Raw genomic sequence first — 26,349 nt, 5'->3', positions numbered from 1 at the left:
ATACGGGGATTTTCATGCTGCTGCCCGGGCTGGATCCGCGCCGGGCCATCGTTTTGGGGAGGGGGTTGCTTGCGTCGGTCATGTCCGAAAACCTCCAGCCGTCTTGCCGGCCTGGCCGGTCTTGTGCTCAGCGCCTTTCTGGTCACAACAGCCGCCGGCGCCAAGGCCGACACCCCGTGGGACCGCCCGGTTCTGGGCTTCATGGGGGTGCCCGGCCTTGTCGACATGCCCTCCGGCGAGGCCATGCCGGACGGCATGCTCAGCTTCACCGTCGGTCGCGTCGGCGAGGTCCAGCGCCACGCGCTGCACTTCCAGATCGCCCCGCGGCTTTCGGGCGTGTTCCGCTACGCGATCTATTACGGGCTGCCCTCGTCGAGCAGTTTTCCCAACCTTTATGACCGCAGCTTCGACCTGCGCTACCAGCTGGCCACCGAAACCGCGACCCGCCCGGCCATTGCCATCGGCCTGCAGGATATCTGGGGCACCGGGATCAGCTCGGCGGAATATATCGCCGCCACCAAGAGTTTCGGGCGGCTGAAGGCCACCGCCGGACTCGGCTGGGGGCGCCTCGGCACGTTCAACGGTATCGACAATCCGCTGGGTGTTCTCTCCGACCGCTTCGACACCCGCCCCGACCGGCGCGACGGGCTCAACGTGAACGGGGATCTGCGCACCGACCACTGGTTCCGGGGCGATGCGGCCTTCTTTGCCGGGCTGCAATACGCGGTGAGTGACCGGCTGGTGCTCTCGGCGGAATATTCTTCCGACGATTACCGCTTCGAAGAGGATGCCGATATCGGCTTCGTGCACCGCTCGCCGGTCAATCTCGGGGTGACCTGGCGCACCCGCCGTGGGCTCGACCTCTCGGCGGCCTGGCTCTACGGCTCCACCCTCGGTGTGCAGCTGAGCTACAATTTCAATCCCAAGCGCCCCAACCGCTTCCCCGGCGGCGTCGATCCCGCCCCCGTCCCGGTGCAGCCGCGCCCCCCCGGGGCGGCCGCCGATCTGGGCTGGACGCAGGATCGCACCCGGCCCGGGGCCGCGCGCACCACCACCGCCACGCTTCTGGCCGCCGAAGGCATGATGCTCGAGGCCATGGCGGTGAGCGCAGACACCGCCACGCTGCGCGTGCGCACCGGCCAGCAAACCGTGGCCGCGCAGGCGCTGGGGCGTGTCGCGCGCATCCTGACCCGCAGCCTGCCCGCCTCGGTCGAGACCTTCGTGATCATTCCCACCACCGGCACCGGCCTGCCGGCCTCGGCGATCACGCTGAGCCGCAGCGATCTCGAAGAACTGGAAACCGCCCCTGACGGCGCCTGGCAGAGCTATGCGCGCGCGGCCTTCTCGGACGCCTGGCCGGTGGACCGGACGCTGGCCTTTCCCGAGGGCACCTTTCCGAAATTCGACTGGAGCCTCGCGCCCTACCTGACGGCGAGCTATTTCGACCCTGACAGCCCGGTTCGGCTCGATTACGGGCTGGAACTGAGCGCGCGCTACGAGCCCCGTCCGGGACTTGTCTTTGCCGGGGCGCTCCGTGGCCAGCTCAGCGATGACGGCGCCGAAGACCTGCCCCCTTCGGACAGCAAGATACGCCGGGTGCGCACCGATGCCCCGATCTATGCCCGCGAAAGCGACGGCCTGGCTCTCAGCCGGCTGACCGCGGCGCAGTATTTCCGCCCCGGCCCCGATCTTTATGGCCGGGTGACGCTGGGCTATCTCGAACCGATGTATGGCGGGCTGTCGACGGAACTGCTCTGGAAACCGGTGACCAGCCGGCTCGCCTTCGGCGTGGAGATCAACTACGCCCAGCAGCGCGATTTCGACCAGCGCTTCGGCTTTCAGGATTACGGCGTCATGACCGGCCATGTCTCGGCCTATTACGCGGGCGCGGGGGGCTTCGATTACCGGGTCGACGCGGGGCGCTATCTTGCCGGCGACTGGGGGGCGACCTTTGCGGTCGACCGGCGGTTCGGCAATGGCATCAAGGTCGGGGTCTTTGCCACGCTGACCGACGTGCCCTTCGATGATTTCGGCGAAGGCTCCTTCGACAAGGGGCTCCGCTTCGAGGTGCCCTTTGCCGCGCTGACCGGGCGCAGCTCGGATCGGGGGATCAACCGCGTGCTGCGCCCGGTGCAGCGCGATGGCGGCGCGCGGCTCGACGTGGCCGGGCGGCTCTACGAGGGGGTGCGCGACTTCCACCGCCCCGCGATGCAGGAACAATGGGGGCGGTTCTGGCGATGACGGGGCATTGCGACAGGCCGCGGCGCGGGGTCGTCCGGATGGCGGCGGCTCTGCTTATGCTGGGGCTTCTGGCGGGCTGTGCCGCAGGGCAAGGGGGCGGGCCGCTGGCCGATGCGCTGAGCCGGATCGGGGCCGCCCGGGCTCCGGCTGGACCGTCGCTGCGCGCACAGATCACGCCGGAGGCGGTGGCCGCGCTGAACCAGCCCGTGATCCTGATCGCGCTGCCCGAGCGCGGCGCAGAGGCGCTCGCCAGATGGGTCGGCGCCAATAACGGGCATGCCACATGGGCCAGCGGCGATGGCGTGTCGATCCGCATCAGGCGCGGCATCCTGAGCGCCACACGCGGGCTGGGCGGCGACCTGCTGAGCGCCGATATCGCCGATGTGGAGGCCGCGCTCTATGCCGGCGGGCCAACCCGCGTGATCCGGATCCATCGCTATCTCGACGGCACGGACCAGGTCACGATCCGCGCGCTGGTCTGCGATATCACCCGCGCCGGGCCGGACACCGCCGAAACCGCCGTGGGCGGATTTGCCACCACGCGCTTCGACGAATCCTGTTCCGGGCCGGACCGGACCTTCGAGAACCGCTACTGGATCGGGGCGAATGGCCAGCTGCGCAAGACCCGCCAATGGGTCGGGCCCGATGTCGGGACCATCGTCATCGAACGACTGACCGGCGAGTGACGCCCGCGCTGGCCCGCTTGACGGGATGGTCCGGCAGGGCGCGATACCAAATTTCTTGTTCGAACGGCCTTCATGTCCTATGCATGTTCCATCCTTCTGGAGAATTGTCATGACGTATTCCCGTTTTCTGGCATTGATCGCCGCAGGCGCGCTCACAATCAGTTCCGCAGCTTATGCTCAGCAGGAACCCGAGGACGACTGCGACGATGACGGCGCGACCGAAACCACCGATGATGATTGCCCCGGCGCGCTCATCCTGGGCGCGGGGACGGGTCTGGCGCTCGGCACGCTTGCCCCGGCGCTCGGCGCGCTTGCCGTAGCCGGTGCCATGGCCGCAAGCAGCGGTGGCAGCGGCGGTGGCGGCGGCTCCGCGTCACAAACCAACGGCTTCGGCGGCTTCTGAACGGACGGGCGGCCCGGCACCGCCGGCTGGTCACAGCGCGCTTCGACTCCGGCTCACACCTGTGCAGGTGTGTCATGCGGGCCTGGTTTCAGGCCCGTTTTTTTGTGCCTGTGCGCCCTGTCACGGGTCGCTGCCGCGCGCCATGATCTGCCCGGTCCACACGAAAAGGGGCGTCGCCTGTGGCCCCCGCCCGCCATCCGAACCGCTCAGGCGCGCGCCAGCCACCCGTGACACAGAAGACCGGCGCAGAACCGGTGCCGCCTTCCGGGCGTTTGCGTGCGCCGATATCGGGCTGACCGGAATACCTGACTTGTCCAAGCGTCAGAAATCGGGAAAATTGTTGGTGATTTTACAACGATCCGGCCGCGAGACCCCCAGTTTTGCAGCCTTTATCCGAATTGTTCAGAGCCGTTTCCATCAAAGGGAGAACAGAAAATGGCAAATTTCACCTTCACCGGGTTCAGCACGGTCGGACAGACGCTCAATGGCTCCGAGATGGGGTTCATCGGGCCGAATGGCGGAATTTCCGTCGACGGGGCCGATGCGGTTACCGCAACATCCGGCACCAACTGGCTCACGGTCCTGGGCTTTCTGAATGGCTATGACGGCGGGTTTTCCGCGGTCGATGCGGGCGGCTCCGTCTTCGAGATGGCGATTGGCCCGAATGGCTATGTCACCGCCGAGAATCCATCGAACGGCGTGCTCGATATCGACGTGACAACCTCTTTCACGTTGTTCAACGAAGGCACGATCTACAGTTCGAATGACCGGGCCATCGAAGTCAACGATACCGACGATGCCGTGAGCGTCAACATCTACAACGAAGGCTCGATCCGGTCCAACACCGGCGAGGCGGTGTATGTCGACAGCGGTGACGGACCAATCGATTTCAACAATGCGGGCAACATCTATTCAACCGGCGAAGCGGTTCAGCTCTTCCGCACCTTCGATGCCACAGGCACGGTGGATGTGATCAACACCGGCATCGTGACCTCCAACTCCGATGATGCGTTCTTGGTCGATCAGGGCGTGGGCAGCTTCGGCGCCTTTGCGTCAACCTTTTTCAATTCCGGTACGATCATCGGCGACGAAAACGCCATCGATTTCGCCGATGCGGGCCCTATCGAACTGGTCAATACCGGCACGCTGATCTCCAATCTCGGGATCGCGGTGGAAAGCGAGGCCGGCGACGACGTCATCACCAATACCGGCCTGATTGTCGGTGACATCGATACCGGGTCAGGCAGCGACACGATCGACACCCGCGACGGTGAAGTCCGCGGCACGATCTTTGGCGGCGATGACAGCGACACCTATCTTGTCGGTGAAGAGACCCAGGCCGTCTCCGAAACCATATCCGGCGGCGCCTTTGACATCGTTCGCGCCGATAGCGGCTTCGTGCTGCCGCTTTACTTCGAAAGCCTTGTCCTGGAAGGCATCAGCGACACGCGCGGCGCAGGCAACTCGGGCGCCAACTCGATCACCGGCAACAATGGTGACAACGCGCTGTTCGGCTTTGGGGGTGAAGACACGCTCACCGGGCTGGGCGGCGACGACAAGATCTTTGGCGGGGCCAGCGCAGACACCGTCAACGGCGGCGATGGCAATGACTGGATCCATGGCGGCGGCGGCGATGACAGCCTGGTCGGCAATGACGGCTTCGACACGGTCGAAGGCGGCACCGGCAATGACACCATCCGCACCGGCAATTCCGGCCAGTTCGAAGGCGGCATCGGGCGCGGCGATCAGGGCGACGACCTGCTGCTCGGCAACGAGGGCGATGAGACGCTCGAAGGCGGGTCGGGCAACGACCTTCTCGCTGGCGATGGCGGCGCGGACCGGCTGGTCGGCGGACCGGGCATCGACGAGATCTCCTATGGCGGCTCCCCGGGCCGCGTGGTGATCAATCTCGGTGCCAATTTCTTTGCCAACAACGATGCCGAAGGCGACAGTGCCACCGGAGTCGAGAACCTGCGCGGCTCGAATTTTGACGACGTGCTGGTGGGCAACTCAAGCGCCAACGTCATCTACGGCCAGACTGGCGAGGACGAGCTGCGCGGCGGCTCCGGCGAAGACACGCTCCAGGGCGGCTTTGACGGCGACATCCTGAACGGGGAAAGCGGCGCGGATACCGCCGATTACTCCGACAGCTCGTCACGCGTTCTGGTCAACCTGTCCGCCAATTTTGCCGATCAGGGCTATGCCACCGGCGACGAGCTGATCTCCATCGAGCGCCTCGTGGGCTCGAACTTCAACGACGTGCTGGTCGGCACCTCGGGCGGCAACCGGCTCTTTGGCGGCTCGGGTGATGACGAGCTGCGCGGCGAGGGCGCGGGCGATCTGCTTTATGGCGGGCCGGGCAATGACGAGTTGCAAGGCGATACCGGCGCGGATCAGTTCATCTTCGAGATCACGGCCTTCGGCAATGACACGATCAACGATTTCGAAGATGGCACCGACATCATCCGTTTCCTCGATCTGCCGGGCATCAACGACATCAGCGATGTGAATATCGGCGTCGACGGTTCAGACCTGCTGGTGGATATCGGCGGCGTGGATGACATCCGCCTCTTGGGTGCCAATGGCTCCGTGACCCTGACCGCGGCGGATTTCCTCTTCGAATAAGCCATGCGCGCGCGGCGGCAGGCCTGCCGCGCGCCCCCTGCGGCAGGCCGGTGGTCCCGCCGCATCGAGACCGGCAGAGCAGGAGCCCCCTGCCCTGCCTTTTTTGTGCCGGGGCGGCCTGCCGCCCTGCGCCCTGCGCGCTTTTCCGGTCCCCCGCCATCCTGCGCCGCGCCCCCGGTGGGAGCGCCGCACCCGGTCGCCCTCAAGGGCCGCCGCCCGCCATTCGGGTGCAACAGGCTGGCTGGCTGGCAGGCTGGCCGGAACATGCCACAGGTTGTGATTACGGCTTTCAAATCGCGCTTGCCTTGTCTGACCCGCGGCGCTGGGTCACAGTGGGGCCAGGGTTTGACCGCGTGACCGGCGCGGAGGCCACAGAATCCATTTCTTAAATGGGAAATTTTCCCGCTGGAGAGAAAGCATGGCAGATTTCGCCCTCGATACCTTCTCAAGCGCCGCGCGCAGCCTGAACAGCAGCGAATTCGGCCTGATCACCGCCAATGGCACGCTGGCGGTCTCCGGTCAGGACGCGGTCACCACGACAAGCGGGAGCAACACGCTCACGGTGATGGGGTTTCTGGGCAGCTATAACGGCGGCGCATCGGCGGTGGATGCCAATGGCTCCGTCCTGACGATGGCGGTGGGCCGGGGCGGCTATGTCACCGCGGAAAACCCCCTCGCCGGCGTGATCGATGCGGATCTGTCCTCGATCTTTTCCCTCACCAACGAGGGCACGATCCATTCCTCCTCGGACCGCGCCGTCGAGGTGACCGATTCCGATGGCGCGCTGACGATCGACCTCTACAACAGCGGTCTCATCCACGCCCGGCAGGGCGAAGCGATCTTTACCGATGCCGGGATCGGCAGCACCAGCCTGGTCAATCACGGCGAGATCATGGCGCCCGGCATCACGGTCGATCTCTTCACCGCCACCACCGGGGTCGGCACCGTCACCCTCGTCAACAGCGGGGCCATCACCTCCACCGACGACACCGCCATCAGCATCGACCAGGGCGATGGCGGCACGGCGCAGGTCACCAATTCCGGCACGATCACCGGCAGGGCTTTCGGGGTGGAGTTCAACGACGATGGCGCCATCACGGTCACCAACAGCGGGGTGATCACCGGACAGGACAGCTTTGCCGTGGCGCTCAATGACGGCGCCGACCGGCTGACCAATACCGGCACGCTCGTCGGCGATATCCGGCTCGGCGGCGGGTCGGATATCTTCGACACCCGCGACGGCCTCCTGCATGGCACGGTGTTCGGCGGCGACGGCAATGACACCTTCTATGTCCGCGGCGACAGCGTGGTGATCTCCGAACAGAGCGCACAGGGCATCGACACGGTTTTTGCCGAGGATGGCTATTACATCCTGGATTTCGACATCGAATATCTGACCCTGCTCGGGGTCGGGGACGATCGCGGCGCCGGCAATGGCAATGACAACCGCATCACCGGCAATGTGGGCGACAACGCCTTGTTCGGGTTCCTCGGCGACGACACGATCCTGGGCAATGCCGGCAATGACAAGATCTTCGGCAGCACCGGCATGGACGACCTCGCCGGGCAGGAGGGCGACGACTGGCTGCATGGTGGCGCCGATGCGGATACGCTCGATGGCGGCCCGGGCACCGACACGCTGGACGGCGGCTCCGGCGATGACACGCTGGACGGCGGCCCGGATGCCAACCTGCTCAATGGCAATGCCGGGGACGACCACTTCCTCGGCGGGCCGGGGGCCGACACGATGAACGGCGGCAGCGGCTCGGACAGCCTCAGCTATGCGCTGTCCCCGGGCCGCGTGGTGGTCAATCTCGGCGCCAATTTCTTTGCCAATAACGATGCCGAAGGCGATCGCGCCACCAGTGTCGAAAACCTTGCGGGGTCCCCCTTTGACGATGTGCTCGTGGGCAGCAGCGAGGCCAATCGCCTGTCCGCCACTGCCGGCGAAAACGAGATGCGCGGCGAAAGCGGCGAGGACACGCTGATCAGCGGCCCGGGCGCCGATACGCTCAATGGCGGCTCCGGCGCCGACACCGCCGATTTCGGCCAGTCCCCGGCCCGCGTGGTGATCAATCTCGGATCGGGCTACGCGGCGGGCGGCCATGCCACCGGCGATACGCTGATTTCCATCGAACGCGCGGCGGGCACCGCTTTCAATGACCGCATCGTCGGCACCGCCGCCGGCAACCGGCTGTATGGCCATGACGGGCCGGATTATCTCGATGGCGGCGATGCGGGCGACATGATCCATGGCGGCACCGGCGACGACACGCTGATCGGGGGCGGGGGCGCCGACCAGTTCGTGTTCGAGGATGGGTGGGGCAGCGATACGATCAATGATTTCGAGGATGGCAGCGACATCATCGACTTCGGCCCGGCGACGACGGTGACGCAATTCTCCGATCTGACGATCTCGGTTCTGGGAAGCGACCTGGTGGTCGATGCGGGCGGCGCCGATCAGATCCTCCTGTCGGGTGCCGGCGGCACCGTCACCCTGACCGCCGCCGATTTCGACTTTGCCTGAGACGGCCCCCGCCCTTTACACACCCCGCCCTCCACACGACCCGGCCCCCACACGCCCCGACCTGCGCGCCCCAACCCGGTTTCTTTGGGCCAGAAATATCCCGGGGAGTCGCAGTTTACTGCGACGGGGCAGCGCCCCTCACCCGCTCACCCCAACCGCGCGCGCACCCGGTCCAGATGCCGCGCCACCAGATCCGCCGCGGCCTCCGGTGAGCCCGCCTCCGCATAGCAGCGCAGCTCCGGCGCATTGCCCGACGGGCGCAGATGCACCACAGCCCCCCCCGCAAAGCGCACCCGCAGCCCATCGGTCAGATCCAGCCCGTCCTCGGCGCCCCCCGCCTCGAAAAATGCCGCCCGCGCCGCCGCATCCCCGGTCAGCGTCGCGATAAACGCCCGCGAAACCTCCGGCGCGATCCCCTGCAGCCGGTCGGCCGCGGTGAAGACCGGCGGCAATCCCGCAACCAGCGCTGAAAGCCCGCCCGCCATGTTCCGCGCCGCCACCAGGGGCGCCAGCATCGGCAGCAGGCAATCACGCGTCATCAGAGGCGCCAACGGCCCCTCAGGCCCCTGCGCCGCGAAACCAAGCAGGAAGCCGCCATTGGGCTCGAACCCCACCACGCGGGCATCGGGATCGGCGGCCAGCGCATCCTCCATCGCGGCAATCACGTAAGGGGATCCGATCTTCGTGCGGTGCACCTGCGTGACCCCCTCCAGGTCCTCGATCAGCGAATTGGCCGAAACCGGCGTCACGATCACCGTGGCCTCCAGCGCACGCGCCGTGAGCGCCCCAAGCAGGTCGCCGGGGATCACCCGCCCCGTGGACAAGGCCAGCATCGGCCGGTCCGCATCGCCATCGGTCGAGATCACCGCGTCCAGCCCGTGCGCGCCGACCCAGCCCGCCAGCGTCGCGCCGGTCTCCGGGTCAAGCGCCTCGGTGTCGACCGGGATGAAGGTTTCCGACCGCGCCAGCGGCACCGCAACCGCGCCAAGCGCCTGCACCGCCGCCACCATCAGGTCGCGCGCCACGGAACTGTGCTGGTAGATCCCGATCCGCAGCCCCGAGAGCGCGGCCGGCCCGAAGGCCCCAGCATAGCGCGCCACCCAGGCCGCCCCCGCGCCGGGTGCAGCCAGCATCCTGCCGCGCCCCCTGCCGCGCACCGGCCCGTCCGGCGCCCGGCCCGCGCCCAACGCATCAAGGATCGCCGCCTCGTCGCCTTTGCCGATCTCGCCTGCGGGGGTGTAGAACTTCAGCCCGTTGCGATCGGCGGGAATATGGCTGCCGGTGACCATGACGGCCCCTGCCCCGCGCCGCGCCGCCTCCAGCGCCAGCGCCGGGGTCGGCAGCGCGCCGCAATCGACCACATCCATACCTGCCGCCCGTGCGGCCTCGCAGACCACATCCGCGATTCCCGCCGAGGAGGGGCGCAGATCGCGCCCCAGGCACAATGTGGCACCTTGAGGGCAGGCATCGAGAAAGGCGCGCGTGTAATCGGCCACCAATGCGTCGGTCAGTTCCACCACCAGACCACGCAATCCGCTGGTCCCGAATTTCGGCGCCATGGTCTGTCCTTTCCTGTTTTTTCCACGTCCCGGGCGCCAGACCCGGCCCGCGATCGACGCCCCGGCAGGGCCTGTGTTCCGGCGCCTCCGCAACGCGCCGGATTTGCATCAAATACCCCCGCAACGGCCCGGATCCCGATCCTGTTTCGCCGCCTTCTTCCCAAAACCCGGCCACATTGTCGTGTCACTGATGACGTCATGCCAAAGCACTGCGCCGCTCCGGAGGCGCCGCGGTCAGCCCGGTCAGAATGCCGGCAGGTGTGAAACAGTCAACGACCGGTCCGATCTGCCCCGGACCGGGTCCGCGCGTCTGCTCGCCGCGGATAGCCCGAAGGACCACAAATGCCAACGCTGCCCACAGCCGAAGAACAGCTTTACCTCGAACTCATCAACCGATCCAGACAGGATCCCGCCGGAGAATATGACGAACTGGTCTCCAATGCCTCCCGACAAAGAGGGGCCAATGGCGACATCACCAATGCGCTGCAGTATTTCGACACCGATATGGACCTGCTCCGCGAGCAGCTGAACGGCTATGACGCGGTCGCGCCCGTGGCGTGGTCCTTTGCCCTGGCCGACAGCGCCGACACCCATACGCTGCTGATGATCGAACATGACCGGCAGTCGCACAACCTCCCCGGCGAGCCGGGTCTCGGCGACCGGGTGATCGACGCGGGCTATACCGGTTTCCAGCGCGTGGCGGAGAACATCTTCGCCTATGTGGAGAATGTGCTCCACGGACATGCGGGGTTCTATATCGACTGGGGCGCCGGCCCCACCGGGATCCAGGATCCCGCCGGACACCGCAACACGATCCTGTCGAATGTATTCACCGAGGTCGGCCTGTCACAGATGGAAGACGGCCCCGGCTCCTCCACCGGCCCCTACCTGACCACACAGCATTTCGGCAACCGCTGGGATTACGACCCGCAGCTTCTGGGCGTGGTGATCGATGACGCGGATAACGACGATTTCTACGACCGGGGCGAAGGCATGGGCGGCGTCACCGTGACCGCCGAAGGCGATGCCGGCACCTTCACCACCACGAGCTGGAGCTCCGGCGGTTACCAGATGGTGCTGCCGGACGGCAGCTACACGCTGACCTTCTCCGGCGGCGGGCTCGACGGGGTGGTCACCACGACGGTGACCATGGCCGGGGCCAACGTCAAGGTGGATGCCGAGGCCGGCGATGCCGCACCGCCCCCGGAGCCCGATCCCGAACCCTCCGAACCGGGCCGCTCCCTGTCCGGCGAAGGCCGCAACGAGAGCTTCACCGGCGGCGCCGGCAATGACACCGTCATGGCCCGCGGCGGCAATGACACCGTCGAGGCGGGCGCCGGCCATGACACGGTGGATGCCGGCTACGGGTTCGACCGGGTCTATGGCGGCACGGGCAACGACACGCTGGGCGGTGCCAATGGCTGGGACACGCTCGAAGGCGGCGACGGCCATGACGTGCTGCTCGGCAATGCCGGCAATGACGAGATGACGGGCGGTGCAGGCAATGACGCGCTGCAAGGCGGCATCGGATGGGACGTGATGTCCGGCGGCGCAGGCAATGACACGCTTCTGGGCCGGGACGGGTACGACCATGCCATGGGCGGGGACGGCAATGACAGTCTCGAAGGCAATTTCGGCAATGACACGCTGAATGGCGGGGCCGGCGACGACACGCTCGATGGCGGCATGGGGTCCGACAGCCTCGACGGGGGCGCGGGCCATGACAGCCTCGCCGCGGGAAACGGCGCGGACACGCTGCTTGGCGGCACCGGCGACGACACGCTGGCCGGCAATGCGGGCATGGACCGGCTCAATGGCGGCGCCGGAAACGACGTGCTCTTTGGCGGCACCGGGGCGGACAGCTTTGTCTTCAACGCCGGCGGCGGGCGCGACACGGTGCTCGACTTCCAGGCCGGCACCGACAGGCTTGTGCTCAACGCCAACCTGTTTGAGGGGACGCCGGATCTGAGCGATGTGCAAGGCGCCGTCCGGCGCGACGCGGATGGAGACCTGCGGCTCGATTTCGGCAATGGCGACAGCATCACGCTGAACGGCATCACCCAGTTCAGCCAGATCGCCGACGATATCAGCTTCCTCTGAGACACAGGGATCGCCGGGGCGCGCGCCGCCCCGGCCAACCTCCCGCCAGCAACCGGCCAACCCCGGAGACCCGGGCCGCACAGGCCCCCTCCTGCGACGCCCACAAGCGCGCCATGGCCTGCCTGAGGGCCGCATCCCGGTTTCTTCTGTCCCGCAATACTCCGGGGGAGTCTTTGCCTGCAAAGACGGGGGCAGCGCCCCCATCCCCGACCAGCGGCTTGCATCTCGGCCCGGGGATCCTCCCCGCAGCCATGCCTGCCCTTCCCTGCGCCCCACGCTCTCTGAAGGCCCCGCGGCGGTCTCGCGCCCGCCCGCGCTCCTTTCGCGCCCGGCCCGCCCCCGCTTCCTGCGCGCCCGGCCCGCCCCCGCTTCTTTTGCGCCCGGCCCGCCCCCTCCTTGCACCCGGAGCGCGCATTTGGGATGATCCCGCCGCACACATCGCAGGAAGACACCCACCCCCATGGCCAGAAGCGCCGACACCTATGCCGACAGCCTCCCCCCTCCACAGGCGATCGGCCGGCCCCAGGATCACATCCCCCGCGCGGCCTCGTTGCGCACCATCGCAGCGCTTATCCTGCGCGAGATGTCCACCACCTATGGGCGCTCTCCCGGGGGCTATGCCTGGGCGGTGCTCGAACCCGCCCTCGCGCTGGCGGTCATGGTGGCGATCTTCTCGACCGGGTTTCGATCCCCGCCTCTCGGCACCAGCTTTGCGATCTATTACGCATCGGGGTTCCTGCCCTTCGGCATGTTCATGGTCGTGTCGAGCAAAACCCAGCAATCGATCAACTATTCCCGCCAGCTGCTGGCCTATCCGCGGGTCACCTTCGTCGACGCCATTGCCGCGCGGTTCATCCTCGCGGTGCTGACCCATTCCATGGTCAGCCTGATCATCTTCTCGGTGATCCTGATGACAACCGAAACCCGCACCATTCTCGACCTGCCGCGCCTTCTCAACGCCTTCGCCATGGCGGCCATGCTCGGGCTTGGCTTCGGCATGCTGAATTGCGTGCTCGTCTCGCGCGCGCCGATCTGGCAGACGGTCTGGTCGGTGATCACCCGGCCGCTGGTGCTGATCTCGGGGGTCTTGTTCCTGCATGACAAGATTCCCTCGCCCTACCGCGAATGGCTGGAATGGAACCCTCTGGTGCATCCCGTCGGAGAGGCCCGGCGGGCGTTCTATTACAGCTACACCGGTGCCTATGTGGATCCGGTCTATGCCTACGGGCTTGCCCTGATCACCGGCGCGGCCGGTATCCTGCTGCTGCGCAGCTATTACCGCGACCTGCTGGAACGCTGACAGCGCCCCCGCGCAGAGCGGGGACGGTTTCGCATGCGAAACCGCGGTCCTGACTGGTGCGGCGCGGGCGCCAAACCCACCCTGCCGTGCCAGAGAAACCGCCCAAACCCCTTTCGGACACGCATCATGGCACCTCCAATCACCGTCCACATCAGTCTCTAATCCGCTGATTAGAGACTGATTCAGCAGTCCCAGACAGGTATCCCACCCGGCCCCGCCTCGCCACGGCGCACATCGCTTTGCCCCTGTCAGGCACGCGATACGCTTTCCGGCATTGAAACGCCCCATCCGTTCAACCCTGCGGAAGACAGACCCATGCCCTTGAACCCGCTTTTGCCCGCGTTCTGGCTCCCCCCTTCCCGACGCGATCGACGGAACCAGCGCCCCCGACATACAGGGCGGAGACCGCGGCCATGAGACGATCCGAGGTTTGACGGCCGATGACAGCGTGACCGCGGACGGCATCGGTGCCGAGAGCCTCCAGGGCGGGGATGGCGACGACAGCCGTCGCGGCGACCGCCCTGCGGGCGAGGGCCGTGACGGGTTTATCGTCCTGCCCTCTCAACCCGAAAACGACACGATCTTCGGCAAGGTCGGCGACGACCCGGTTTTTGGTAATGCGGGTGCCGATCTGACCGGCGGGGATGCGGGCAATGAACGGATCAATACAAGCCCCGGCAGTGACGCCGCCTTGAGCGGCATAGGTGCCGAGAGCCTCCAGGGCGGGGATGGCAAACGACAGCCTGGGAGGCTTGGGCGATAACCACACGCTGGAGGGCAGGGTTGGCGTCAACCGTCTGGATGGCGACGCGGCAGACGACGCGCTGATGGGCGATGACGGCAATGACGGCCTGCCGGGACAACCCGGGAATGACAGGCTCTCGAACCGCGACGGGCATGACACGCTGACGGGCGGGAACGGCAAGGAGTCCAACTCCGGCGGCTCCAGAAACGGCACGCTCTTGGGTGATGCGGGCAGCGAGGCGCGCGATGGCGGGCAGGGCGATGACTGGATGGGCGGCGGGATCGGCGCGGATCGGTTTGTCTACGGCCAAGCATCCAACGATGGCATCAGCCGGGGCACCATCGACGATTTCCGCGCGGTGGATACGCGCGACCCCACCGCGACACCGATTGCGCAGGATCAGCAGGGCACGTCAAAGACCTGCGCGACGGGGTGTTCTGCGATCTGGACGGCCCCCTGACCCATGTGTTCGAGACCGGCCTGCCGCCGACATTCCAGGGCGTGCGCAGCCTTGGCGACATCGCCGATCACTCCCCCTGATCCGGCCCGGCTCGACGCCTCCCGGTTTCGCATGCGAAACCGCCCCCTCCGGACAGAGGGGGCGGCACGCGGGAAACAGGCTCTGATACGGCCATGTCAGTGTCGAATATGAAGCGTTCAGAGCCTGTTTGCGATCGAACAAACACCGGGGCGGGGCGGATCATGGCCCGGGCTGCGCCCCCGTGATCCTCACAGGGCCCCGCGGGAGCCTTGCCGCACGGCAGGCCGGATCATGCCCAGCGACCCACCGCGAGAAAGCGCAAGGTGCAATCGGCGCTCTCGCTCAGAACCGAATAGCGGTAGGCCGTGGCATTGGTGGTGGTCGATGCGCTGATCGCAACCCAGCCTTCGCCATCCACCACCTGCCCCGACACGATCGGGGGGGCGATGAAACTGGCCGGGAAAGTCCAGTTCGCCGCCGTGCTGCGGAAGATCTGCCCATAGGCCAGCTCGCTTTCGCGCGACGCGCCGTTATGGCAGCAGATCAGCGCCCCATCGGCAAAGCGGACAAATTCGCCCGACACACCGGATCCACGCTCGATCACCGCCCCTGTCGGCACCCCGCCCGCTTCCGACACCGGCCCCAGGAGGTTGCCCGGTCCATAGACGAGATCCGCCCGCGCCAGGCGCCCCGGCGTCACGTCCACAGCGCTTTGCTGCACCGCATCCCCCGTGGCATGGCCCGTCACGGGATCGAGGCTCAGCGCCGTGACCCAGGCGGCGCCATCCGCGCTGACCTTGATCGAAAAGGCGTCATCCCCCGCGGTGCCCATCTCGGCACGCCCGGACCAGCCGGTCTGAAACAGCAGGCTCGCGGTATCACCGGTCGCGGCCTTGTTGATCTTGAGCTGATGGCCGTCCCCTTCATGGCTCAGCAGCGTGGCCGGCGCAGAGACACACAGACGGTTCACCGGATCGGCGGTGGCGTTCACGCCGACAAGATCGACCTCTTGCGTTTCGCCGCGCACCCCGGCCCAACCGGTCCCGTCCCACACGATCATGCGCGCCTCGGCCGCGTTCCAGGCCCGCCACCCCGGCAGCGTGGTCGTGAACACCCACCCTTCAGAGGCGCTGAACTGGGCCAGCGCCCCCTCATGCCCGGCCCATTCGCCGGTGGCGGGGCTGGCCACGATATGGCGGGCGCCCTCTGCCGGGCTGGCGGGCGGCTCGGTGCGGTCGGCATCGGCAACGCTGAGCTGCACGGCCAGATCGAGAATGCGCAGCGCCTCGTTATGGGTGACGTGTTTCTGCGCCTGTGACGGCAGGATAAACGGCATCGACAGGATCGGCGAAAGATCGGACATGGGCGCGGCTCCGGGCTAGGGCTCGTGACAGACGAGGCTTCGGCCCGGACGCTAGGAAGCGCGGCTTAACGCTTTGCAAGCACGGCGCACGCTGGTCCGGCCCGGTGCGCAACGGATCCCGTCCGGGCACCGGACAGGGCAGGGCAGGGTAAGGCAGGGCAGGGGACGCCATGACAGGCAGGGTTTCGCATGCGAAACCCTACACCCCTCAGAAGAACAGGATCGTGCTCTCGATCTCGGACAATTCCGATATGCCTTCGAGGACCAGCGTGCGGCCCGGTGCGAAGGTGAGCACCAGATCGCCCTGCGCGGTCTGAAAGGTGATGTCGTCAAGCGGCACGTCGATCAGGCTGAAGGGAAGATCGAGGAAATCCTCGGCCGGGTCGAAATCGGTGATCGTATCGTCGCCATTGGTGTAAAAGAACAGATCGCTGTCTGCCCCGCCTGTGAGACGATCATCGCCGCTGCCGCCAACCAGGTAATCCTCCCCCGCACCGCCCGTGAGCGTGTCATGACCCGCATCGCCATACAGGTCGTCATTGCCCGCGCCACCGTCCAGGGCATCGGCTCCGCGCCCGCCAAAGATGAAATCGTCCCCGTCGCCGCCAAGGAGCCGGTCCGCGCCCGCGCCCCCGTAGAGGTCGTCATTGCCCGCGCCACCGTCGAGCGTATCGAGGCCGTTTGCCCCCGACAGCGTGTCGCGCCCGCCGCCGCCCGTGATGCTGTCATTGCCAAGGCCGCCCCAGAGGTCGTCGCGCTCCACGCCGCCATCGATCACGTCATCGCCGCCCCCGCCGACGATCGTGTCACTTCCGACGCTGCCACGGATCGTGTCCGCCCCCGCCAGCCCAAAGATCAGCTCGGCCTCGGCCCCGCCCTGGATGCTGTCCGCGTCCAGCGTTCCGCCGATGAAGGCATCGCCCGACAGGTCCCCCAAATCCGAGACCCCCTCAAGCGTCAGCGTCCGCCCCGGCCCGAGCGCGAGGACCATGTCCCCCGCATCGTTCAGGCTCGAAATGCGGAACAGGGCCACCGGATTGCCGTTCGCAAAGCCAAGCGCCGAGAGGTCGAGCGCATCTTCGCCGCCGGTGAAATCGGTGATCGAGTCATCTCCCTCGGCGCCCGGCGGTGCAAAGCGGAACAGATCCGCCCCCGCGCCGCCGGTCAGCACATCGTCGTCGCGCCCCCCTTCCAGCGTGTCGTCCCCCGCGCCGCCATCGAGACTGTCCTGCCCGTCACTGCCACGCAGGAGATCGGCCCCGTCGCCGCCCAGGATGCTGTCATCGCCAAACCCGCCTTCCAGCGTGTCTGCGTCCCCACCGCCATCCAGCCTGTCGTTGTCCGGCCCGCCCCGCAGCGTGTCCATGCCCGCACCACCGGTCAGCGTGTCATCCCCCACACGCCCGTCGAGACGGTCATCGCCATCCCCGCCATCGAGGCTGTCCTGCCCCAAGCCGCCCGTAAGCCGGTCATGCCCCCCCGCGCCTGACAGCACGTCATCGCCGCCGCCACCTTCCAGCGTGTCGCCCCCCGCACCGCCGGTGACCGTGTCATCCCCCGCCAGCAAACGGCCATAAGAGCCGGTGTCACCGGTCGTGAAGACATCCGCTTCAAGCGTGCCGGCAATTGTGGTGAGCGCGGTCAGGCTGAGCGTGTAAGGCGAGGGCCCGGCGATGCCAAACGTGCCCACCTCAACCACCAGGTTCAACGCCGCCGCGTCCTGCAGGAACACGATCGACCGCTCATCGACGGTGTCGCCGTCAACGAATTCCCGCGAAAGCACCGTGGACAGCGGCCCCCTGACCCGAATACCAAAATCCGCTGACGGATAGGACACGGACAGCGCGTAGGCCGCATCGGCCTCGAGCGCGAGGGACACCTGATCGCGATCCCCCGTACCGAGGAGCGCCCCATCGAGACTCTCACCAGCACTCAGAACAGGCAATGTGACCGCTTCGATATAGAGCCTGTAATCGCCGGTCTGTCTCGAGGACCACGATTGCGCACCGATATAGACGGTGACCGCCTCCGCGAAGGGCAGGTTCAGAAACGGGTTCAGCCGCTCTCCGAGAAAATTGGCATCGTCGCTGAACCCGATCTGGCGGCTGTCGGCGTCGTATAACCGCAAGAGCGGGTCGCCAAAAGTCAGCCCATCCATGCCAACCTGAAGCTCCGCACCCGCAGGCACCTCCACCCGGATCCAGTCCTGGTCGCCGCCAAAGCCGATCGTGCCGTCAAAGGTCACGGCGTCGCCCGGCAAAAGGGCAATCGTCTCGGTTGTGGTGGCATCGGCGGGCAAATCGTCGTCAACGCTGCGGCGGATGGTCGGGTCGGGCATCGCTTGGAAAAGGGACATGCTGGCCTCCAGGTACAATCAGGATTTGAAATCCTGACCATCCTGCAACCTTATCCTGTGTTCTCACAAGGATAATCGCACCCCCACCCGCGTCGCCTGTGCGACACGGCCCCGGTCCGCCCCTTCCGCCGCGCTACCCGCGGCGCTCCATCTCCGCCAGCCACGCCTCCAGGCGCTCGGCGAATTTGGGTGTGACCCGTTTGCCCTTGAGCGTGATCACACCGCGATCCACCTTGATCCCAAGCCCGGCAATCACCGGCCGAAAATGTGTGTCTATCGGCCCGTTAGGCTCTGTTTCCGCAGTCTCTTTCCCTGTCTTGGGTGACGGTTTCGCGTGCGAAACCAGGGTCTGCAAAACCGCGATCTCCGCATCCGCGTCGCCGGGATCCAGCGCCGCCACTGCGCGGCTCACCCGGGACGGCAACTCCGGATCCGCCTCCAGCGCCTTGACCAGCTTCAACCCCAGATGCTCGGAGATCCGGACCGGGTGCCGCAGCACGCCCAACCGGTCGACAATCGCCAGAAAGCTCTTGATCTTGGAGCGCTTGGATTTGCTGACCGATCCGAACAACCCGGTCAGCGCCGCCTGCTCATCGGCAAAGGCCCTGGCCTCGACAGCCCGGCGCACGATCCGCGCGCGCTCGAAAAACGACAGGTCCGCGCGGATCTCGTTTTCCTCGACCATCGCCACATAGGCCGCCGCCGCATCCTCCGGACTGCGCAGGAGCGCCAGAACCGCGCCAAACCGTGCCTCCCCGGTCTCCTCGAACAAGGCCCGCAACGCCTGCACCCGCCGCCAGCCCGACACCAGCCCGTAGCGCTCCTGTCCAAGCGCGACGACCTCCACCGGGGTCTGCTGCCCGCGCGCTGTCAGCGAGGCCCGCAACGCGGCCATGGCCTCGTCATCGGCGATGGCATCCGCAGGGGCCATCCGGTCCCGCGCAAGATACGCCGCCTCGATCCGCTCGAGCGGCAGGCGCAGCACAAGCCGGCCATCCTCGCGCGCCCGCGCCAACTCGTCGGCCACATCGTGAAACGCCGCCGCGGCCGCCGCATCTCCGGCCACCTGCGCAATCGGCGCCCGCATCGGGGCAGGGGCGGTTTGCGCCGAAACAGTCTCTGTCTGTGCCGCGATGGGCGGTTGCAAACGCTTGCGTCGGGCCATCTCGCTCTCCTTACGCCATTCGATTCAGATCACAGGGTGGCAACGCAAGTCTTGCCAAACCGTCACGCCGGCGCGCGCCGCTCTGTTGCCCGCGCCCGGACCGGCAAGGGCCCCGCTGTTTCTTCTGTCCCAAAATACTCCGGGGGAGGCACAGCTTTGCTGTGACGGGGGCAGCGCCCCCCAAAACCCGCCGCCGCACACCCGCACGGTTCATTCCGCGGCCTCGCGCCGCGCCAGCTCCTCGCGCCGCCAGACCCCGAGCAACAGCCGCTTGAACGCCGCATAGGTCGCATCGAACGTCTCGCGCCCGCGGGCATAGGTCTCGCGGTTGAAATCGCGGTAATCGGCCTCGTAGATCCCCGAGACCTGTTCACCCGCCTGCCCGATAAGCGCGGTGAAATCCTGCCGGTGCGGCGACAGCGTGGGGCCGAGATAGGCCTGCATCAGGGCCGCCATCTCGCCTTGCTGCGCCCCGTCGAACCGGGTGATGATCGCGCGCACCGCATCCCATTCAAAGGCCAGCCCCTCGCGTCCCAGCGCCCGTGCCGCCATGTTCTCGGCCTCCTCGATGGAGCCGAACGTGGCGTGCAGCATGTCGAAAAACCGCCCCGTGCTGTCGAATTCCAGAAACGACGCGCCCAATGGCACCAGCAGGATATCGGCCGCCGACAGCCCGTTGATCGTGAGATAGCCAAGCGCCGGCGGCGTGTCGAGAAACACGAGGTCATACTCATCGAGCACCCCGTCCACCTCAAGGCTGTCGGTCAGCGCCTCCCAGAGCTTCCAGCCCCGCGCACCCATCCGCCAGACCGGCACCTGGAACTCCGCCCAGTAGAGGTTCAGCTGCGCGCCGATCAGGTCGATATTGGGCCAATGGGTGTTCTGGATCAGATCCCGCGCGGTCACATCCAGCGCCTCGGAGAGCGTCTCGTCGAGCGGCTGCGGCGTCTCACCCCGGTCGAGCCTGCGCTGGTTGTCGGCCTGCACGTGCCGCGCGTAATGCCGCGCCATCAGCGGAAAGACCGTGCCCCATTCATCCTCGACGCGCCCGCCAAAGATCGAGGTCATGCTGCCCTGGCTGTCGAGATCGATCACCAGCACCTTGTAGCCATCAAGCGCCGCCGACATCGCCAGATGCGCCGCGGTGGAGGTCTTGCCCACCCCGCCCTTGAAGTTGGCGACCGCCACCATCTTTGCGGACAATCCTTCCGGACGGTAGGGGCGGTACTCCTTGGCGCGCGATCCTTCGGCGGCAAAATGCGCCCGCAGCCGCAGCACCTCGTCGAGCGTGAACCACTTGGCCCCGCCCTCGGTTTCCGAACGGCCCTGCGGCAGGTCCTCATGGGCGCGCAGCACACGCCGGAAATGCGCCGGGTTCACCGGGATCAGGTAGCGCGTGATCTCCCAGGTGGAAAACAGCCGCAACTGGCGTTGCCCGGTCTCGTCGAGCCCGCGCCCGGCAAGATCGCTGCGACCCCGGGCACAGGCCTGCGCGATGGTCGCAAAATCCGCGGTGCCCGATGGCGGTCCGAGCTCGGCAGCCGCGCGATCGGGATCGATGCTGAAATAGGGGGGCGGGGTATTGGTGCTCATGTCGCGGCCTGCTCTTCGAATGACGCGCCCTGCGCCGGGTCTGTGATCTGCACCGCAAAGCGCTGCGCCTGTGAAAACCGGGTCGTTGCCCGAACGGCTTGTCGGGTGCCCGGTGAAAGGGGTAGCGTTCGTCAGCCCCCGTCCACCCCCGGCTGTTGTCCCGCGACCGGTTTGATCGGAAAGGGATAGCCGGCCCAATGTGCCGCGTTTTTCTCAGTATACGCCAAAAGGCGGCATGTGGAAGCTTTTTGCGCAGGCGGATGGGATTTTCTGCCTTTTTCAAAGGGTTGATTCGCGCCCTAGGCCATCCTTGGGCGGTATTTTCGGCCTCCGTCATCGGCCATGGGACGGTCAATCCTGTTATAATCGGTTATTAGCGTGTTACGGGCTCCGCGGCATGTGCCTGATCCGGTGCAAACCCTTTGTCATGCGGGGTTTTTTGACCGCCACCTGACGCTGCAGTGACTCTGAAACCCCGTTGAAGCGACTCCGGAAACCCGAAGCGCCGATTCCGAAAACCCGAAAGCCGCTGGACCGGGCCTGTGGATAACTCTAGGCTCGGGTGTCAAGAAAACCACGAACCGCTCCGGACCTCCGCAAAGAGAGGCAGGGCATGCCGCCAGCCACCGCCAGAGTGGCTCGCGAGGCATCGGGCGCATGTGGTCGAGCAGGCATGCGCGTCATCACCCGGCACAAGGGGAGGCGCGCCGATCGAGGACAGGCCATGGCACAGCTTCCCAGACCCTCAGCCGGGGCAGGGCACGGACCGGGCGCAGGCGCGCTTGGCCCCGAGCATCATCCGCAGGCGGATTTCTTCGTGTGCGATTTCTCCGGGGCCAGTCCCAAGGACGATCTGGCCTCGATGGAGCATCCGATCTTTTCGCTCTCCACCCGGCCGGACCGGCGCATCCTGAACTACGCCCATAACGATGTGCAGATCCAGGTGGTGCCGAGCGTCAAGGGGCTGGCCACGATCCACGACAAGGACATCCTGATCTATTGCATCTCGCAGCTTATGGCGGCGGTGAATGCCGGTGCCGCGGTCAGCCGCCGGCTGCATCTTGTGGCCCATGACCTGCTGGTGGCCACCAACCGCGAGACCTCCGGCGACAGCTACCGCCGCCTGCGTGAGGCCTTCGAGCGGCTTGCCGGCACCCGCATCACCACCAATCTCTCAACCGGCGGGCGCGAGATCACCTCCGGCTTCGGGCTCATCGAAAGCTGGCAGATCGAACGCAAGGCCCGTGGCGGGCGCATGGTCTCGGTGGCCGTCACCCTGTCGGAATGGCTCTATAACGCGGTGCTGGCGAAATCGGTGCTGACGCTGAGCCGCGATTATTTCCGCCTGCGCAAGCCGCTGGAGCGGCGGATCTACGAGCTGGCGCGCAAACATTGCGGCCGCCAGCCGGAATGGCAGATCTCGGTGAGCACGCTGCATCTCAAATCCGGCTCCGCCAGCCCGCGCCGGGTGTTTCGCGCCATGCTGCGCGAGATGGCCGCCTCCGATCACCTGCCCGATTACCACCTGCGCGTGGCGGAGGGCGATCTTCTGGTGGTCACGCCACGGCGCACCGAAACCGGGCGCGGCCCGGCGCACGGGGCCGCCCCGGGCCGACCGCCGGTGCTGCGCAGCGACACGCTCGATCAGGTCCGCGCCCTGATGCCCGGCGTGGATGTCCATGCGTTGCAGGCCGAATGGCAGGGCGTCTGGGCCGCCTCCGGCGCGCCGCGCCTCAACGCGCCTGACAAGGCGTTTCTCGGGTGGGTGAAAAAGCGCGCCTGATCGCGCCCCGTGCGCCCCGTGCACACCCGGTCCGCGCATTCATACCTGCCGCCGCCGCGCGGCGGGGGGGCCTTGCCCGGCGGCGCCCCGCATGCGATCCCGCCGCACCAGGCCATGCCGTGAGACCCAAGACCGATGTCCACCTTCCCCGACCTCTTTCCGACCCCGTCCGCGGATCTGCCCGAGACCCCCGACACCCCGCTGCGCCTGAGCGTCGGGGGCAGCGCAGACAGCGCGCTGGAAACCGGGGGGGACCGGGACTGGATGGCGCTGCCGCTCGCGGCGGGCCAGCAGGTGCGCATCACCGTCACCGGGCGCAGCCTCGAGGATCCCTATCTGCGCCTGTTTGACGCCGAGGGCCGGCTGATCGACGAGAATGACGATACCGACGGGTTCGACCCGGTGCTCGATTTTGTCGCCGAAACCGTCCAGACCGTCTATGTTGAAGTCTCGGGCTTCAGCCCGCTCGACGCGGGCACCTACACGGTGTCCGTGCGCGATCTGTCCGTCACACGGGAGCCCGGCATGACCTCGCTGACCGATACGCTCGACTGGGGGTCCGCGCTCGCCGACAGCGATGTGACCTATTATTTCGCCCCCGCCGGTTTCAGCGCGGATGGCTATACCTCCGAAGGGTTGAACGCCTATGAACAAAGCCGTTTCGAGGCGGCGTTTGCCCTGATCGCCGAAGCCGCCGACCTGACCTTCACGCAGGTCTTCGGCCCGGCCAGTGCCGATTTCGTGCTGCTGGGCGACAGCGACGAGATCGGCGGCGATTTTCTGGCCTATTTCAACCCGCCCGGAGAGGTGGCCGCCGGGGTGGGCGTGTTCGACGTCACCCTGTGGGACCGGGCCCCGGGCGGGGATCTCGAAGCGGGCGCCTTTGCCTTCATCACCATCACCCACGAGGTGCTGCACGGGCTGGGCCTGGCGCATCCGCATGACGATGGCGGGGGTTCGCCGCGCATGCAGGGCGTGTTTCTCGAAGAAGGCCAGTACGGGCCGCACCTGCTCAACCAGGGCGTCTATACCACCATGTCCTACAACACCGGTTACGTGACCGGCGGTCCGGGCACGCAGGGCGATCCCGATGACCTCTGGGGCTACGAGATCGGGCCGATGGCGCTCGATATCGCGGTGCTGCAGCGCAAATACGGGGCCAATGACCGCCACGCGACGGGCGATGACCGCTACGTGCTGCCGACGCAGAACGCGCCGGGCACCGGCTGGCGCGCGATCTGGGATGCGGGTGGCATCGACGAGATCGCGCATGACGGGGCCGGTGACGCGGTGATCGACCTGCGCCCGGCAACGCTGGTGGAGGCGCCGGGCGGTGGCGGATACCTGTCGGCCATGGCGGGCGTTGCGGGGGGGTTCACCATAGCCGCGGGCGTGATGATCGAGGCGGCCACGGGCGGCAGCGGCGATGACCTGCTGCAGGGCAATGACGGCGACAACCGCCTGACCGGCGGTCCGGGCGATGACACGCTGCGCGGCGGCGCGGGGGTGGATGTGGCCGTGATCGACGCGGCGCGCCTGTCCGTGACCGCGCGCGCGCTCCCCGATGGCGTGGCGCTGGAAGGCCCGGACGGCGCGGATCAGCTCTTTGGCATCGAGACGGTGGCGTTTCGCGATGGCGATGTTGCGACGGCCGCCCTGATCGCAGGCTCTGGCCCCGATGCCGATGCGCGCGGCGGGCCGGGCCTGCGCGACGCGGGCAGCGGCGGGCCGGACAGGCTGTCGGGCGGGCCGGGCGACGACACGCTGACCGGGCGCGGCGGCAGCGATGTGCTGGAGGGCGGCGCGGGCTGGGACAGCCTCGATGGCGGCGTCGGCTTCGACACGCTGACCGGCGGGGCCGGCCATGACACGCTGGTGGGGCGCGAGGGGTTCGACAGCCTGCTCGGGGGCAGCGGCGACGATCGGCTGACCGGCAATTTCGGCAATGACACCGCCGATGGCGGCACGGGAGACGACACGCTGATCGGCGGTCTGGGCTTTGACAGCCTGGCGGGCGGCGACGGCGGCGATCTGATCGAAGGGCGCGACGGGTTCGACACGCTGGACGGCGGCGCGGGGGCCGACACGCTTCAGGGCAATAACGGCAATGACAGTCTCGATGGCGGCGCCGGGGATGACCGGGTGCAGGGGGGGCTTGGCGCCGATACGCTGGAGGGGCGCGAGGGCAATGATACGCTCGAAGGGGCCAACGGCTTTGACGTGCTCAATGGCGGGGCGGGCCATGACGTGCTGATCGGCGGCGCGGGTGATGACACCCTGACCGGGGAGACGGGCAATGACGCGCTGCGCGGCGGGGCCGGGCGCGACAGTTTCGTCTTTGTGGGCGGGGCGGACCGGATCACCGATTTTCAGGCCGGACTCGATGCCATCGTGCTCGACAGCGCGCTGCTGCCCGATCTCGGGACGGGCACCGCCGAGGCGGCGCTGCGGGCGGTCTCGGCGCTTGATGGCGCGGGAAACCTCGTGCTGGATTTCGGCACCGACAGCCTGACACTCATCGGCGTGCGCGGGCTCGACGTGATCCTCGACGACGTGCTCCTCGCCTGACGGGGCCCATGCGGCCCGCGCCGGTCAGGCCGCGCCGGCGACCGCCGGAGTGCCGCCTCGGAGTGCCCCCGGATTGTCCGCGATCGCCATCCCCCGACCGCGCGCTTGATTTTGCCTTCGACGCCGCGCGATGCGCGACCGGGGGCGCGCGGCGGTTTCGCACGCGAAACATCGGCGGGCTTTGCCGCTGCCTGGTTGTGGTGCGGTGCGCCAAATTGCCGGGGCGGGGGCGGGCTTTTGCTTCCCACACGCGCCCGGACATGGTTTGATCCACCGCGTGATTGACCACGTTTGATTTTGTAAAATCGCTTGAACACCCGATTATCCCGGAGAGTGCCATGCCCACCATCACCGAAACCACCGACGCGCCCGAAAGCCTCGCCACACCGTATTCCGCAACGTTCGGAGACGTTTTCGAAGGAGAGATCGAAACGTCCCGGGAACGCGACTGGGTGCGTTTCACGCTTGATGGCGGTTATGGGTATACGTTCAATTTCGGGGGGGATGGCGCGACGACGTCCTTGCCCGACACCAATATCGCCATACGCAACGCGCTTGGCGAGTTCGACTTCGGGCTGAATGCGGATGGCAGCATCCTCTCAGGCTTCACCGTGTCCGAGGACGCGGTATATTTTTTCGACCTCGGCTCGCGCTACGGTTCACAGACGGGCACGTACAGACTGTCCGTCGAACAGGAGATCGCCGGCAACATCAGCACGGTGGAAACGCTGGAGGTCGGGGAGGTGCTGCAAAGCACCCTCGATTACAACCGGGACCGCGATTGGATCCAGATGGAGCTCGAAGGCGGTTACGGCTATGTCTTCTCCTATCGTGGCGACGGGTCTGCATCGTCA

The 26,349-nt window shown here is 67.0% G+C and carries 17 protein-coding genes; 12 read left to right on the top strand and 5 right to left on the bottom strand.

The features are described 5' to 3' along the window. Positions 1-69: 69 nt before the first annotated feature. From J1C49_RS19275 to J1C49_RS21850, 5 genes are all read left to right on the top strand, one after another. Positions 70-2,241, top strand: a complete 2,172-nt coding sequence (locus J1C49_RS19275) for a YjbH domain-containing protein (protein ID WP_227447469.1) — start codon at positions 70-72, stop codon at positions 2,239-2,241. Then, positions 2,220-2,927 carry a YjbF family lipoprotein gene (locus J1C49_RS19270; protein ID WP_227447468.1) on the top strand — a complete coding sequence of 236 codons (708 nt, stop codon included), beginning with the start codon at positions 2,220-2,222 and terminating at the stop codon, positions 2,925-2,927. Before J1C49_RS19275 ends, J1C49_RS19270 begins: the two co-directional genes overlap by 22 nt. Positions 2,928-3,036: 109 nt before the next feature. Continuing rightward, positions 3,037-3,330 carry a hypothetical protein gene (locus tag J1C49_RS19265; RefSeq protein ID WP_227447467.1) on the top strand — a complete coding sequence of 98 codons (294 nt, stop codon included), beginning with the start codon at positions 3,037-3,039 and terminating at the stop codon, positions 3,328-3,330. A 435-nt stretch (positions 3,331-3,765) separates the two neighbouring features. After that, complete coding sequence (locus tag J1C49_RS19260; protein WP_227447466.1) at positions 3,766-5,955, top strand: calcium-binding protein; 2,190 nt, start codon at positions 3,766-3,768, stop codon at positions 5,953-5,955. A 418-nt stretch (positions 5,956-6,373) separates the two neighbouring features. Next, a complete protein-coding gene (locus J1C49_RS21850; protein ID WP_304522456.1) occupies positions 6,374-8,482 on the top strand; it encodes a calcium-binding protein in 2,109 nt (702 codons plus the stop codon). Between the two features lie 146 nt (positions 8,483-8,628). On the opposite strand, the gene J1C49_RS19245 is transcribed toward J1C49_RS21850, so the two are convergent. Beyond that, positions 8,629-10,041 (bottom strand): phosphomannomutase, encoded by a 1,413-nt coding sequence (locus J1C49_RS19245; protein ID WP_227447465.1) that lies wholly within the window; start codon positions 10,039-10,041, stop codon positions 8,629-8,631. A gap of 342 nt (positions 10,042-10,383) precedes the next feature. Between J1C49_RS19245 and J1C49_RS19240 the strand changes: the two genes are divergently transcribed. The 4 genes from J1C49_RS19240 to J1C49_RS19225 all read left to right on the top strand — a co-directional run bounded on the left by J1C49_RS19240 (position 10,384) and on the right by J1C49_RS19225 (position 14,646). Next, positions 10,384-12,141 carry a CAP domain-containing protein gene (locus tag J1C49_RS19240; RefSeq protein WP_227447464.1) on the top strand — a complete coding sequence of 586 codons (1,758 nt, stop codon included), beginning with the start codon at positions 10,384-10,386 and terminating at the stop codon, positions 12,139-12,141. A gap of 460 nt (positions 12,142-12,601) precedes the next feature. Continuing rightward, positions 12,602-13,441 carry an ABC transporter permease gene (locus tag J1C49_RS19235; protein ID WP_227447463.1) on the top strand — a complete coding sequence of 280 codons (840 nt, stop codon included), beginning with the start codon at positions 12,602-12,604 and terminating at the stop codon, positions 13,439-13,441. A 430-nt stretch (positions 13,442-13,871) separates the two neighbouring features. Continuing rightward, positions 13,872-14,204, top strand: coding sequence for a hypothetical protein (locus tag J1C49_RS19230; protein WP_227447462.1), 333 nt, complete (start codon positions 13,872-13,874; stop codon positions 14,202-14,204). Continuing rightward, on the top strand, positions 14,170-14,646 hold the full coding sequence (locus J1C49_RS19225) for a calcium-binding protein (protein ID WP_227447461.1): 477 nt from the start codon (positions 14,170-14,172) through the stop codon (positions 14,644-14,646). The genes J1C49_RS19230 and J1C49_RS19225 overlap by 35 nt, the downstream gene beginning before the upstream one ends. Before the next feature lie 310 nt (positions 14,647-14,956). On the opposite strand, the gene J1C49_RS19220 is transcribed toward J1C49_RS19225, so the two are convergent. The 4 genes from J1C49_RS19220 to J1C49_RS19200 all read right to left on the bottom strand — a co-directional run bounded on the left by J1C49_RS19220 (position 14,957) and on the right by J1C49_RS19200 (position 21,144). Further along, complete coding sequence (locus J1C49_RS19220; protein ID WP_227447460.1) at positions 14,957-16,030, bottom strand: DUF2793 domain-containing protein; 1,074 nt, start codon at positions 16,028-16,030, stop codon at positions 14,957-14,959. A 208-nt stretch (positions 16,031-16,238) separates the two neighbouring features. Continuing rightward, positions 16,239-18,386: a calcium-binding protein gene (locus tag J1C49_RS21845; protein ID WP_304522455.1), complete on the bottom strand. Its 2,148-nt coding sequence runs from the start codon at positions 18,384-18,386 to the stop codon at positions 16,239-16,241. Between the two features lie 133 nt (positions 18,387-18,519). Continuing rightward, positions 18,520-19,551, bottom strand: coding sequence for a ParB N-terminal domain-containing protein (locus J1C49_RS19205; RefSeq protein WP_227447459.1), 1,032 nt, complete (start codon positions 19,549-19,551; stop codon positions 18,520-18,522). 210 nt (positions 19,552-19,761) lie between these two features. Next, positions 19,762-21,144: an AAA family ATPase gene (locus J1C49_RS19200; protein ID WP_227447458.1), complete on the bottom strand. Its 1,383-nt coding sequence runs from the start codon at positions 21,142-21,144 to the stop codon at positions 19,762-19,764. A gap of 724 nt (positions 21,145-21,868) precedes the next feature. Between J1C49_RS19200 and J1C49_RS19195 the strand changes: the two genes are divergently transcribed. The 3 genes from J1C49_RS19195 to J1C49_RS19180 all read left to right on the top strand — a co-directional run. Further along, positions 21,869-22,927, top strand: a complete 1,059-nt coding sequence (locus J1C49_RS19195) for a replication initiator protein A (protein ID WP_227447457.1) — start codon at positions 21,869-21,871, stop codon at positions 22,925-22,927. 135 nt (positions 22,928-23,062) lie between these two features. Continuing rightward, the gene (locus tag J1C49_RS21840; protein WP_304522454.1) at positions 23,063-25,495 is read left to right on the top strand and encodes a M10 family metallopeptidase; all 2,433 of its coding nucleotides are present in this window, start codon (positions 23,063-23,065) and stop codon (positions 25,493-25,495) included. Positions 25,496-25,833: 338 nt separating this feature from the next. Then, the coding region (locus J1C49_RS19180; protein ID WP_370639436.1) for a hypothetical protein at positions 25,834-26,349 on the top strand (516 nt) is incomplete at its 3' end.

This window comes from Cognatishimia sp. F0-27, from assembly GCF_020667845.1.
In the GTDB taxonomy this organism is placed as follows: domain Bacteria; phylum Pseudomonadota; class Alphaproteobacteria; order Rhodobacterales; family Rhodobacteraceae; genus JAFMPQ01.
This window is presented reverse-complemented; position numbering and strand designations above follow the sequence as displayed.

Bases quoted from the DNA above. Each gene is read 5' to 3' on its own strand.
- J1C49_RS19270 (WP_227447468.1), top strand. From the start codon at position 2,220: ATGGGGGCGGTTCTGGCGATGACGGGGCATTGCGACAGGCCGCGGCGC.
- J1C49_RS19265 (WP_227447467.1), top strand. From the start codon at position 3,037: ATGACGTATTCCCGTTTTCTGGCATTGATCGCCGCAGGCGCGCTCACA.
- J1C49_RS19260 (WP_227447466.1), top strand. From the start codon at position 3,766: ATGGCAAATTTCACCTTCACCGGGTTCAGCACGGTCGGACAGACGCTC.
- J1C49_RS21850 (WP_304522456.1), top strand. From the start codon at position 6,374: ATGGCAGATTTCGCCCTCGATACCTTCTCAAGCGCCGCGCGCAGCCTG.
- J1C49_RS19245 (WP_227447465.1), bottom strand. From the start codon at position 10,041: ATGGCGCCGAAATTCGGGACCAGCGGATTGCGTGGTCTGGTGGTGGAA.
- J1C49_RS19240 (WP_227447464.1), top strand. From the start codon at position 10,384: ATGCCAACGCTGCCCACAGCCGAAGAACAGCTTTACCTCGAACTCATC.
- J1C49_RS19235 (WP_227447463.1), top strand. From the start codon at position 12,602: ATGGCCAGAAGCGCCGACACCTATGCCGACAGCCTCCCCCCTCCACAG.
- J1C49_RS19225 (WP_227447461.1), top strand. From the start codon at position 14,170: ATGGCAAACGACAGCCTGGGAGGCTTGGGCGATAACCACACGCTGGAG.
- J1C49_RS19220 (WP_227447460.1), bottom strand. From the start codon at position 16,030: ATGTCCGATCTTTCGCCGATCCTGTCGATGCCGTTTATCCTGCCGTCA.
- J1C49_RS21845 (WP_304522455.1), bottom strand. From the start codon at position 18,386: ATGTCCCTTTTCCAAGCGATGCCCGACCCGACCATCCGCCGCAGCGTT.
- J1C49_RS19205 (WP_227447459.1), bottom strand. From the start codon at position 19,551: ATGGCCCGACGCAAGCGTTTGCAACCGCCCATCGCGGCACAGACAGAG.
- J1C49_RS19200 (WP_227447458.1), bottom strand. From the start codon at position 21,144: ATGAGCACCAATACCCCGCCCCCCTATTTCAGCATCGATCCCGATCGC.
- J1C49_RS19195 (WP_227447457.1), top strand. From the start codon at position 21,869: ATGGCACAGCTTCCCAGACCCTCAGCCGGGGCAGGGCACGGACCGGGC.
- J1C49_RS21840 (WP_304522454.1), top strand. From the start codon at position 23,063: ATGTCCACCTTCCCCGACCTCTTTCCGACCCCGTCCGCGGATCTGCCC.